Annotated in this window: 14 protein-coding genes; 13 read left to right on the forward strand and 1 reads right to left on the reverse strand. The window is 37.3% G+C overall.

Translation table 11 applies throughout. The features are described from left to right. The first annotated feature begins 31 nt into the window (after positions 1–31). The 8 genes from IV87_RS03710 (at position 32) to IV87_RS03745 (ending at position 4,008) form a co-directional block, all read left to right on the forward strand. Entirely contained in the window at positions 32–325 is a 294-nt protein-coding gene (locus IV87_RS03710; RefSeq protein ID WP_057805617.1) for a hypothetical protein, read from the forward strand. An 11-nt stretch (positions 326–336) separates the two neighbouring features. Then, positions 337–702, forward strand: coding sequence for a hypothetical protein (locus IV87_RS03715; RefSeq protein WP_057805619.1), 366 nt, complete (start codon positions 337–339; stop codon positions 700–702). 4 nt (positions 703–706) lie between these two features. Then, positions 707–1,150 carry a hypothetical protein gene (locus tag IV87_RS03720; RefSeq protein ID WP_057805621.1) on the forward strand — a complete coding sequence of 148 codons (444 nt, stop codon included), beginning with the start codon at positions 707–709 and terminating at the stop codon, positions 1,148–1,150. Further along, entirely contained in the window at positions 1,147–1,413 is a 267-nt protein-coding gene (locus IV87_RS03725) for a hypothetical protein (RefSeq protein ID WP_057805623.1), read from the forward strand. Before IV87_RS03720 ends, IV87_RS03725 begins: the two co-directional genes overlap by 4 nt. After that, positions 1,413–1,934: a phage holin gene (locus IV87_RS03730; RefSeq protein WP_057805624.1), complete on the forward strand. Its 522-nt coding sequence runs from the start codon at positions 1,413–1,415 to the stop codon at positions 1,932–1,934. Before IV87_RS03725 ends, IV87_RS03730 begins: the two co-directional genes overlap by 1 nt. An 11-nt stretch (positions 1,935–1,945) precedes the next feature. Then, positions 1,946–3,010, forward strand: a complete 1,065-nt coding sequence (locus IV87_RS03735) for a DUF5776 domain-containing protein (RefSeq protein WP_057805625.1) — start codon at positions 1,946–1,948, stop codon at positions 3,008–3,010. A gap of 216 nt (positions 3,011–3,226) precedes the next feature. Beyond that, positions 3,227–3,583, forward strand: coding sequence for a hypothetical protein (locus IV87_RS03740; protein ID WP_143053142.1), 357 nt, complete (start codon positions 3,227–3,229; stop codon positions 3,581–3,583). Further along, positions 3,583–4,008, forward strand: a complete 426-nt coding sequence (locus IV87_RS03745; RefSeq protein ID WP_057805629.1) for a helix-turn-helix transcriptional regulator — start codon at positions 3,583–3,585, stop codon at positions 4,006–4,008. Before IV87_RS03740 ends, IV87_RS03745 begins: the two co-directional genes overlap by 1 nt. A gap of 265 nt (positions 4,009–4,273) precedes the next feature. Here the strand turns inward: IV87_RS03745 and plsY are convergent, their stop codons facing one another. After that, positions 4,274–4,876, reverse strand: a complete 603-nt coding sequence (gene plsY, locus IV87_RS03750; protein ID WP_057805672.1) for a glycerol-3-phosphate 1-O-acyltransferase PlsY — start codon at positions 4,874–4,876, stop codon at positions 4,274–4,276. A 183-nt stretch (positions 4,877–5,059) separates the two neighbouring features. On the opposite strand from plsY, the gene parE reads away from it, so the two are divergent. From parE to msrB, 5 genes are all read left to right on the forward strand, one after another. Continuing rightward, positions 5,060–7,060, forward strand: a complete 2,001-nt coding sequence (parE, locus tag IV87_RS03755; protein ID WP_057805632.1) for a DNA topoisomerase IV subunit B — start codon at positions 5,060–5,062, stop codon at positions 7,058–7,060. A gap of 17 nt (positions 7,061–7,077) precedes the next feature. Further along, positions 7,078–9,543 (forward strand): DNA topoisomerase IV subunit A, encoded by a 2,466-nt coding sequence (gene parC, locus IV87_RS03760; protein ID WP_258390186.1) that lies wholly within the window; start codon positions 7,078–7,080, stop codon positions 9,541–9,543. Positions 9,544–9,752: 209 nt separating this feature from the next. Then, positions 9,753–10,718 carry a LysR family transcriptional regulator gene (locus tag IV87_RS03765; RefSeq protein ID WP_057805634.1) on the forward strand — a complete coding sequence of 322 codons (966 nt, stop codon included), beginning with the start codon at positions 9,753–9,755 and terminating at the stop codon, positions 10,716–10,718. A gap of 26 nt (positions 10,719–10,744) precedes the next feature. Next, positions 10,745–11,671 (forward strand): manganese-dependent inorganic pyrophosphatase, encoded by a 927-nt coding sequence (locus tag IV87_RS03770; protein WP_057805637.1) that lies wholly within the window; start codon positions 10,745–10,747, stop codon positions 11,669–11,671. 163 nt (positions 11,672–11,834) lie between these two features. Further along, the gene (gene msrB / locus IV87_RS03775) at positions 11,835–12,266 is read left to right on the forward strand and encodes a peptide-methionine (R)-S-oxide reductase MsrB (protein ID WP_057805639.1); all 432 of its coding nucleotides are present in this window, start codon (positions 11,835–11,837) and stop codon (positions 12,264–12,266) included. Positions 12,267–12,410: the final 144 nt, after the last annotated feature.

The raw sequence follows: 12,410 nt of genomic DNA on the forward strand, positions 1-12,410 counted from the left end.
TTTAATTACACAAAAATTAGGAGGAATAATTATGAGTTTAAAAACATCTCAATCAATTCAATTTACAGGCATTGCCACTGTTGGTGATAAACAGGTCGCTACGTTCGCTACAAACATTGCCGCCGGTCAAACATACTCAAATGTATCTATGAACATTTCTGATCAGGCAACTTATGATGCCAACAAAGCTGAGGTACGTAGTGATCGTGACGACTTCCAAGATCAAGCCGACGCATTACAAGATAGCTTAGATTCGTCTGATGATGCAACTGATTCTAGTGCAGCAACCAGCGCAGCATCATCTGCTAGTTCTATCGCTGAATAGGCGGTGACAACATGGCTAAAGATTTAAATTTAACAGACAGCTCACCAACCAGCGTTAAGACTGGTGATACCAGCACCACATTTCTAATGCAGTTAACAGTTGACGGCAACAGTTATGATGTCTCACAAGCAACGGCATTATCAATCGTGATTGCCGATAGTAATAATAAGACGATTGATAGCATTAATGTCACGCCAAGCACTGTAGACACACCAGAAGATGGTGTAATTCCAGTGCCATTTAATGCTGACATCATGGGTAAACTCACAGCTGGTAGCTATAACGTGGAAGCACATGTGACGGATGCCAATGGCGTCAATATCTTTCCTAGCCAAGGATTCATGAGTATTGTCATTAACGAATCGTTAGGAGGCTAAAAATGTGCTAACTAATATTTTTAAAAATTTATCATGGGTGGTCACTAGCCTAGAAGCCATTGCCATTTCAGTCTGGTTTGAATTTTCGCAAAGAGGTTTCATTTATTTTCATAGAAATTTTTCACCACGATTTTTTGATGGCTTTTTAATTCGTATGAATGATCCGTATATACCATTGATTATTGGATTAATTGGTATGTTTGGCCTAGTTGTCTCATTGTGGAATCTTCACACTTGGAACGCTGATACAATCAGAAACGGTCTGTTCATGTTTTTATATCTGTTTTTGACAATCATTTTTTCGTTTCACGAATGGGAAATTGATGGACATATTGGTGCAATGACGTTGCTATGCGGCATCACAACTATTCGGGTTGTACTGCAGTGGATTAAGGATGCCCTGACTGAACGAAAATTAATTGAACAGCTGGGACGGTGGTCAAAGTGAATCTTATTTTAACTTCTATAGTTATTTCGGCTGCAGTAACTGGGCTAATGAGCTTATTTACAGCTTGGATTGAGCGCAATGGAAATTTGCAGAATTCAAGGATAAACACCGAACCGGAATTTGCCAAACAAGTTTCCGAGCTTCAGGAGCAAAATGGCAAGTTGATTCAAGAAAATATCACGTTAAGAGGTAAAATTGATAGTTTACAAGAACAAATTGACGAATTGAACCAAACTTTGAAAACACTAAATGGAGGAAAATAATGAACTATATTGATAATATAACAAATGTAATTGCAGACGTGACGGTTATTGTGGTAACCGTCTATACAGTATTGGGATATTTAGTACCATGGCTTAGACAAAAGAAAGCAACTGCAAAAAATGATCGAGTTAAGTCTCGTTACGATTTACTTGATAAGTGGGCAGAAAATGCTGTGGCTGAAATGGCACCAATCGCTAACATGATTGGTCAGGACAAAAAACAAGAGGCCGTTCGTATTGTGAACAAGCAGTTAGCAGACCACAAGATTCCAGTAGACGCACAAAACGTAAGTGCAGCCATTGAAAAGGCTGTCCAAGAATTATCTGTCAAGGGTGGAAACAATGCCAATGAAAATGTGTCTGATCTATCTCAACAAGTCGTTGATCATTTGCCAGATACTATTGATGGTCAAGAACCAGCTAACAGCACTGATCCTGATGTAACATCAGCTGAAACTACAGACACAACAAACGCAACAAACGCAACAGACGCAACAGACGCAACAGACGCAAGTAAATAGGAGGCCAGAATATGGCAAACAAACAATTCAACGATGTTGCTGTGTATCAGCCTTCCACAACTTCGTATATGTCAAAATTAAAATCATTAGGTTCATCTGGTGTAATCGTCAAGGCTTCACAAGGTGGTATTGGTGGCACACCATATTTCAATAGCAGTGCACCATCACAAGTAGCCCATGCATTAAACACGTTTGGCCATAATAGGACTGGTGTTTATCACTACTTACTATCTAGTTCGGTAGCCGATTCTAGCAATGAAATGGCTTGGTTTATCAAATGTTTAAACAAGTTACCGATCTATAAATCAGAGTTAGTAGTGCTTGATGTTGAGGATCCCAGTTTATCTGGCAATGTGACTGCAAGAGTTAACGCTGCGATTGATTATCTCAATAATCATAGCTTCCCAAATGTTGGTGTTTATTATCCTGGATCGTGGGCAACTAGTGGCAAGCTTAAGCTAAGCTCATTACACACTAAACGCTACTGGACGGCTGCTTATGGTGTTTCTCAATCAGGTATCGCTAATGATAAGGCATGGCAATATACTGATAACTGGCACAACTATAGTGTTGATGGTAGCTATGAATTTGCCAGTCAAGGCAGCTTTTTCCCAACTGGGACTAAGGTAACCACTAAGACAGTCACACACAGTTATTACAATTGGAATCCACGACAAGTTAAAGCATTGACTTCGGTGGGCGTTTATTCCAATTCCAGTTGTACTAAGCAAGTGAGAACTTATAAGGCTGGGACAGTTTTTGATGTTGCTAAGATTGTCCATATCTCTGGTAAGGTTTACCGATTGCAATTATCTAACGGCAATTATTTATCAGGTTGGACAAGTCACTTTTTGAATATGTATTATTGCGATAAGTCATTGAAGCAAGTTAAGACATTGACGAAAGTCTACCTATATAAAGACGTTCAACGGCAACACGCGTTACGTAGTTATCCTAAGGGCACATTATTTAATGTAAAGGCGATTGTCAAGATGAAGTCTGGATTGTGGGAAATTAAGACAACTAGCGGATTCTACATGACATCTAATAAAGCAAACGTTAGAAAAACTAAATAGTACAAAATAAACTTTTATGTTTTAGCTGATAATTTAACAATAAAGTTTGTTATTTAATTTATAGCCTCACTGCCTTAATTGGTGGTGGGGCTTTTTGTTTTGCAGAAAAATAAATTAAAAAACTTTGTCAAAAGTATTTACTACTACGAAATATCGTTGTATACTATATTTGTTGATAAGGAAAGCAAAGAAAAAAATAAAAAGGAAGTTATTAAAATGAAAATTATTAATACAGCAAAAAACGGACAAGCAGTTATGGTATCAAAGAGTTTTGACGAATTAACAGATGTTGAGATCAAAATGGCAGGAACAGATATTGAATTAAAAGATGATGTGGAAGATTTCAGATTACAATATAACAAAAAAGGCGAATTACTCCACGTTGCAGCAGGCCAATTAAAAGACGATCGCAAAGAAGCGACAGCTGACTATGATGTAATTGACGCAATGACTTTATTATTTGGAAAAAAGGGTACTAAAGAAGTTGCAAATGCTAAGAAACGATATGCACGCACATATGGCAAGAAAGTTACAAAGGCACAAATTGATGCCGCAAAAAGAGTACTTGCATAATGATAGATAATTTTTTAAAGAAGTATAATTTAACGCGCTATCAAGTTGCTAAAATATCAGGTGTGCCAGAGAGCACGCTGGTATCGGCCAATGATAGTCACATCAATAGTCTTTCTGTACGTGTGCTTCAAGCACTAGCTATGGCAACAGGGAAAACACCGGGTGCAGTATTGGACGAATTGATCAAGCAGCAGGGTAATCCGATCATTAATTTCATGCAGGCACATCCCGGGCTTGATAAACAGCTGGTTAATGATATCGAGGATCTAATGATTAAGATTCACAATGACGGTGGAGCACTAAGTAACGTTACTTTTAATCGTTACTATGATGAGGGTGATGACACTAACGAGCGTGCCACAGTTGCAATGCAGAATCTGAAACAGCAGCTAACTGAATTTTTAAATAACAAAAGACCTGATTAATTTCAGTTTTTTTATGTGCAACAAAATAGTTTCTTCCTATTATTAAGAGTATTTGACTTCATATTTTTTAGTTTGTATAATTAACGCATTGTATCGAACATTCGTTCTGAATTAGAACTCAATATTAAGTTCAAGGGTTTAGTTGTGGCAAAAGTGGGGGATTGCTTTGCACGATAGCTTCAATAAACGCGTGATATCAGTCTTTTTCCGTATTGCGTTACAATCGAAAAGAGGATGTCACAAATGTGGCAGCCTCTTTCCCGTTTTATGAGTTTTTATTTTTCATATGATGATACCAATAACCAAATGGAATTAAACTTTCGGTTCCATTTTTCAAACGCTGGATGTTCTCTCGATGACGGTAAAATATAAAAAAGGTTAATGCAACCGCCACACAAGTTAAAATTAGATCATGATAAAACAATGACCAAATACTAATAATGATCATAGCTGACATGCTTGCCACGCTAACCCTGCTAGTCAAAAATACTAAAATAGCAAAAACAGCACAGGCAATAATAAAGAACGGCGGATTATATGCAAGTAGGATTCCTGCACTTGTTGCAACCGCTTTACCACCTTTAAAATGATCAAAAACAGAAAACGTGTGACCTACAATTGCAGCCAACCCAATTAATAGCGGGTTTACGTGCGGTGTTTGAAATAAATATGGTTGACTCGCAGCTAAGGTTCCCTTTAAAACATCCATCACCAAAACCACTGTACCGGCTTTAGGTCCAAGAACGCGAAAAGTATTAGTTGTTCCAATATTCCCGCTACCTGATTGCCGAATATCAACATTAAAGAATTTTTTTCCAATCATCACTCCGGAGGGAATCGATCCAAGTAAATAAGCGATGATTAACATTGCAATAATTTTAAGCAAAAGTTTTGCCCTCTTTTCAATTGAGAATCACTTGTAATTTTAGCATGTTTGAAATTCGATTCCAACGTTTGTTTTGACGTATGTTATATTAAGTAAGATAGTATTTTCAGATTTTTTTAAATAAGGTATGATAAGTAAGAATTAATAGTAGAAAGGGTATTTGAGATGAGTAAACGTAGTTCAGCAGAATACAACGATTCCTCGATTCAAGTTCTACACGGTTTAGAAGCCGTGCGTAAACGTCCCGGAATGTACATCGGTTCAACCGATTCAAGAGGATTGCATCATCTTGTTTATGAAATCGTTGATAACGCCGTAGATGAGGCACTTGCTGGTTTTGGAAAAGAAATTAATGTGACCATTCATAAAGATAATAGTTTAACCGTCACCGATAACGGTAGAGGTATGCCGGTTGGTATGCATGCTTCCGGAATTCCAACTGTTGAAGTCATTTTTACGGTTCTTCATGCTGGAGGAAAATTCGGTCAAGGTGGATACAAAACATCCGGTGGTCTTCATGGTGTCGGCGCCAGTGTTGTCAACGCCTTGTCTGAGTATCTGACTGTAGAAATTGTGCGTGAAGGAAAAAAATACCAAGAAAAGTTTAAGGACGGTGGTCATCCCATTGGCACCTTAAAAAAGATTGGTAAAACCAAGCAACCCAATGGAACGGTTGTCACTTTTAAACCAGATCGTAAAATTTTTACTACCACCGTATTTAATTTCAACACTTTATCAGAACGTTTGCGGGAATCTGCTTTTCTTTTAAAGGGTGTGAAAATCACTTTAACGGACGAACGAGAAAATCAGGAACAAACTCAAACTTTCTTATACGAAGAAGGAATTAAAGAATTTGTCGACTATTTAAATGAGGATAAAGACACTTTGGGTGATGTCCTTTATTTTGATGGTTCAAAAGACGGTGTAGAGGTTGAAATTGCTGCTCAGTATAACGATGGCTATTCAGAGAATGTTTTATCCTTCGTTAATAATGTGCGCACTAAAGATGGTGGTACGCATGAAGTTGGTATGCGCTCTGGTTGGACAAAAGCTTTCAACGAATACGCACGTAAGGTTGGCCTTTTAAAAGAGAAAGATAAAAACCTTGAAGGAAGTGACGTCCGTGAAGGCTTGTCGGCCGTTATCTCACTTAGAATTCCTGAGAAAATTCTAGAATTTGAAGGTCAAACCAAAGAAAAATTGGGAACCCCAGAAGCTCGAACAATAGTAGACAATGTGGTTAATGAACAGTTACTTTTCTATTTAATGGAAAATGGCGAATTCGCCCAAATGTTAGTTCGAAAATCACTAAAAGCACGTGAAGCAAGAGAAGCAGCTCGTAAAGCTCGTGATGCTAGCCGTAGTGGAAAAAAACGTAAAAAAACTGATCGTCTTTTATCAGGTAAACTAACCCCGGCACAGTCCAAAAATGCGGCCCGTAACGAGCTTTTCCTAGTAGAAGGTGATTCTGCCGGCGGTAGCGCTAAACAGGGACGAGATCGCAAGTTTCAGGCTATTTTGCCGTTACGTGGAAAAGTTTTGAATACTGAAAAAGCAAAACTAGATGACGTGATGAAAAATGAGGAAATCAGTACCATGATTTATACGATAGGTGCGGGCGTTGGCGCTGAATTTAAAATTGAAGATCGCAACTATGACAAGATCATCATTATGACTGATGCCGATACTGATGGCGCTCACATTCAGATTTTGTTATTAACTTTCTTCTATAAATATATGCGTCCTATGATTGATCAAGGGCATATTTATATTGCTCTACCACCTCTTTATCGTTTGCAAAAAGGGAAGGGTAAAAAATTAAAAACTGTTTATGCCTGGACTGATGAAGAACTTGATAAAGCTTCTAAAGAAATTGGCCGGGGATTTGCCTTACAGCGGTACAAAGGTCTTGGTGAAATGAATGCCGACCAACTCTGGGAAACGACTATGAACCCGGAAACCAGAACCCTGGTTCGCGTTAGAATTGACGATGCAGCCTTAGCTGAGAGACGGGTCACAACTTTGATGGGTGATAAAGTTGAACCCAGACGAAATTGGATCGAAGATAATGTTGAATTTTCTCTTGAAGAAGAAGGTAGCATTTTAGATAATGAAGCCGTAAATGTGGCTCATGAAGATGAATTTAAAGACGAGGATGAAAAATAGGGAAGGGAGGAAATAATTTGCCAAGTTCAAAAAATGAAAATACACATAAAATTCAAGAACTGACGTTAGAAGACGTTATGGGCGACCGCTTCGGTCGTTATTCAAAATATATCATTCAAGAACGGGCATTGCCTGATGTCCGTGATGGTTTAAAACCGGTTCAACGTCGTATTTTGTATGCTATGAATCAAGATGGTAATACTTACGATAAAGGTTTTAGAAAATCGGCTAAATCTGTAGGTAATGTTATGGGTAACTTTCATCCCCATGGAGATAGTTCCATATATGAAGCCCTTGTCAGAATGAGTCAAAATTGGAAATTGCGTGCACCTTTAATCGAAATGCATGGAAATAATGGTTCGATTGATAATGATCCACCTGCAGCGATGCGTTATACAGAGGCTCGTCTAAGTAAAATTGCGAGCGAAATGTTAAAAGACATTGACAAAGAAACTGTCGACTTTGTTTTAAACTTTGACGATACAGAATATGAACCAACTGTTCTACCAAGTCGTTTTCCTAATTTGCTTGTTAATGGAGCCACAGGAATTTCCGCTGGTTACGCAACTGATATCCCACCACACAATCTAAATGAAGTTACTGATGCATTGTTGTACCTATTAAAGCATCCTGATGCTTCACTTGAAAAATTAATGGACTTTGTAAAAGGACCTGATTTCCCAACCGCTGGTATCATACAGGGATTAGATGGGATAAAAAAGGCTTACCAAACTGGCAAAGGACGAATTGTTGTTCGAGCAAGAACTCGAATCAACGCTTTACGCGGTGGTAAATCCCAAATTGAAGTTTCGGAAATTCCCTATGAAGTAAATAAGGCTCAATTGGTTAAAAAAATTGATGAGATTCGCATTCTCAAGAGGGTTGATGGCATTGTTGAAGTTCGCGACGAATCGGATCGAAAGGGCTTATCAATTGCCATTGAACTTAAACGCGATGTGGATGCAACTGGAATTTTAAATTACTTATTCAAAAATACAGATTTACAAATTTCGTATAACTTTAATATGGTTGCTATCAATCATAAACGACCTGAACGCCTTGGATTAAAAGCGTTTTTACAAGCTTATCTCAGTTTCCAAAAAGAAGTTATTACTAAACGAACTGAATTTAGTTTAAAAAAAGCTCAAAAGCGTCAACACATTGTTGAAGGTTTAATTAAGGCGCTTTCCATTCTTGATAAAGTTATTGCAACTATTCGCGGAAGTAAAGATAAAAAAGATGCAAAAACTAATTTAGTAGAAAAATACGCTTTTACTGACGAACAGGCTGAAGCAATTGTTTCCTTACAGTTATACCGGTTAACAAATACTGATGTGACAGCCTTAGAAGCTGAATCTGCCGAACTGGACAAACATATTGCTGAATATAAAGAAATTTTAAATAGCGAAGTTGCGTTGGCTAAAGTTCTCCGCTCAGAATTAAGCAGTGTCAAAAAAGAATATGGTTCACCACGATTGACAGAAATTCAGGATGAAATTGAAGAAATTAAAATCGATCGTAAAGTTGTCGTTCCTGAAGAACAAGTTATGGTGCTTGTCAGTCATGACGGTTATTTGAAACGAAGCTCTTTGCGCTCTTACAATGCCTCCGGTGAAGACAATGGGCTTAAAGACGAGGACTATCCCATCTTCCAGGAACAATTAAGCACTTTAGATCATTTAATGATGTTTACTAACAAGGGCAATCTTATTTCTCGACCCGTACACGAATTAACAGATTCCAAATGGAAAGATACTGGTGAACACATTTCTCAAACAATTGGTTTAGGTGATGACGAACGAATCATCAAAACATTTGCCTTCCATTCACTGAAAGAAAATGGCGAGTTTTTGATGGCTACCAGTGATGGCTATATCAAACGAACAGAATTCTCCAATCTTACACCAGGTAGAAATTATAAAAAACATGCGGCTGTGTTCATTAAATTGAAACAACCTGAAGCGGTAGTGGTTAACATTTCGTTTATTCCTAAAACAGTTGAACAAACCGTTATGCTCATTTCAAAACGCGGTTACGGTTTACGTTATGATCTTGCCGAAATTCCAAGCATCGGTGCACGAACTGCTGGTGTAAAATCAATGGATCTTCGTGAGGACGAGGTTACAAACGTGCAATTGGTTAACGAAAGCGACCAAGTGGGCTTAATTACACAACGAGGTGCATTTAAAAAAATGGCTGTTAAAGAAATTCCAGTAACTAGCCGTGCCCGCCGTGGTATTTTAGTTCTTCGTGAATTAAAGAGCAATCCGCACCGGGTGGTTGATTTTGTAAGACTAGAAACTCACGCGGTGTTAGAAGTTCGAACTACGAGGGCAACGTTACATGATATTATTGCGGATGAACACCCACTAAGTGCACGTTACTCAAATGGTTCGTTTGTGATTGACACAGATGCCGAGGGAGAACCGGTATCAATGGCACTCAAAGCTACGCCAATTGTTGCGACGACTACTGAACATTAGAGTATCTTTCGTTGATTCATTTAAAAATGGTGCTTTACAAAAATTTAAAAAATTGACAAAGCCTTTATTAGCGACGAAATAGTGTTTGGATTTCTTAAGTTAACATTTTTGTATGACAAAATTCTTGAAATATTCATGTTTAACCATTAGAATAGTTATAGTTATTATTTAAATCAAATTATAATCATTAAAACTAAAGGAGAAACGGAATGAAGTCAAAACAAGAAACTATTTTTTCATCTAAAACACTAACTTATTTCCTTCAGTTGGCTGATACCATGAATTACACCCAGGCTGCTCAGATTTTAGGTATCACTCAGCCCGCTTTAACACAACAAATTAAAAAACTTGAACACACTGTAGGTGCACCGCTATTCTATTCAGTAGGAAAGAAATTACGATTATCTGATGCAGGCTACACAATGTTGAAAGCTACTCATAATATCAATGCCGTTTTAAATCAAGCTACTGATGAAATTCAACAATCAACTTCACCAACTAAGGGTGAAATTAACATTGGTATGTTGGCATCGATTGAATCACGTGTATTTGAAGATTTCATCACCAAGTATTATGAGATGCAACCAGATGTTATGATTACCTTTCACACACTAACTCGAAAAGAAATTTGGGAACGTCTGGAAAACAATCGCATTGATTTAGCCATTATGTATTTACCAGATGACAGTATTAAAAACTGGAAACCCTATGAATCACGCAAGATTCTTAATGAAGATTTGCTTTTTATTCATCATGATAAGAAATTATCTAAACAAAAGAAAATCAAATTAAAAGATACACTAAATGCTAACTGGGTTACTTATCCTGAAGGTTATTATTTAGATGGCGTTTTACGGGAATCCTATAAGAATCAATTGGTTGACGTACCCAAGAGTGTGGCTCGTTTTACAACTCCGGATCAAATTCGTCGCTTTGCTGAAACCGCAGAAGTCAACACAGCATTGCCGGCTTCATACGTCATTTCACATCCAGGATCAGACAATACCTGGATGGCAAGGTTTGATCCTGCCATCAACTTTGATTTAAGTTTTGTCTTCAGAAAAGATAAAGATGAAATTCCACGAATCAGTTCATTCTTATCTGCATTTGATGAGTATTTAAGTGAAGAAAGCTACACAGAACGTTTACGAAAAATGATTGGTAACCAAAATTAAAAATTTTAAAGGAGTTTTTGTTAATCATGAGTAAAGAACTAGTTTTTGGTCATAAGAATCCAGACACAGACGCCATTAGTTGTGCCATTGAATACGCCTACTTAGCAAACAAATTAGGTGATGAGGTTGAGGCCGTTGCACTTGGAAAAACAAACAACGAAACAAATTTTGTTTTGAATCGTTTTAATGTCAAGGCACCTCGTGTGATTACTAAGGCTAAACCAGAAGTTGACTCAGTTGTGCTTGTTGATCATAATGAGGCTATTCAAAGTGTTGATGACTTAGCTGATGTCACCGTTACAAGTGTCATTGATCATCATAAAATCAACTTTACTTCTGCACAACCACTATTTTATCGTGCAGAACCAATTGGTTGTTGCAGCACAATCATTTATAAAATGTATTTGGAAAATAACGTTGAAATTCCTAGCAACATTGCTGGTTTAATGCTTTCTTCAATCATTTCAGATACTTTACTTTTAAAGTCACCAACAACAACAGATGACGAACGTAAAGCTGTTCCTGCTTTAGCAAAAATTGCGGGTATTGATGACTATGAAGCCTACGGAATCGAAATGTTAAAGGCCGGTAGTGATGTCAATGATCGTAGTGCTACTGACATCCTTGAAGGCGACGCAAAATCCTTTGAAATGGGTGGCGAAACTGTCAGAATTGGTCAAGTCAATGCCGTTGACTTAAATGATGTCTTCAAGCGTCAATCAGAATTAGAAACCACAATGACTGATTTAATGGCTAGCAAGTCATATGATTTATTCTTACTTCTTGCAACAAATGTCCTTACTAGTGATTCAGAGTTACTGGCACTAGGCAAGGGAACAGATGTGATTGAAAAAGCATTTAACACGAAATTTGATAATCATCGTATGAGCCTTCCTGGTGTTGTGTCACGTAAAAAACAAGTTGTGCCACCATTAACAAAAGCTTTTGATTAATTTCATATTTTAAACTCCAGAATCTCGACTTAGCTAATAGCAGTTGAGATTCTTTTATTTCAAAAAAGCGATGCATGCCATTAACTATTATAAGAGACTCTTTGCTTGCGCTCCTCACACATTCAAAGTAATATAGTTTTTAAATTTAAGGAGGAAATTAATCATGCCAGAAAAGGACTTAAAGCATCAGTTATCCGATGAAGCATACGAAGTCACGCAGCACGCCGCCACAGAAGCACCTTTTAGTGGTAAATACGATGATTTTTACCAAGAAGGCATTTATGTAGATATTGTAAGTGGCGAACCACTATTTTCATCAAAAGACAAATATGATGCTGGTTGTGGATGGCCATCTTTTACAAAACCCATTGATCAGTCAGCTACTAAGGCACATCGCGATTCATCATTTGGAATGGAGCGAACAGAAATTAAAAGTGCTCACGCAAATTCTCATTTAGGACATGTTTTTACAGATGGGCCACAGGATAAAGATGGTTTAAGATATTGTATTAATTCAGCAGCTTTAAAATTTATTCCTAAGACTGAATTGGAAACTAAGGGTTATAAACAATATCTAAAATTGTTTTCGGAATAAACAACCGTGCAAATAAAATGAGTTTTAGACTACTTTGAATAATATATATTATGTAAACTAGAATAGAAAAACTTCTTTTAAGTTGCCCAAACCAATTTAAACTATTCCACCCTCTTGATTTTTATATTTATCTGTAACAAAAAA

Origin of the sequence: Pediococcus ethanolidurans (genome assembly GCF_001437405.1) — a bacterium.
GTDB classification, from domain to species: domain Bacteria; phylum Bacillota; class Bacilli; order Lactobacillales; family Lactobacillaceae; genus Pediococcus; species Pediococcus ethanolidurans.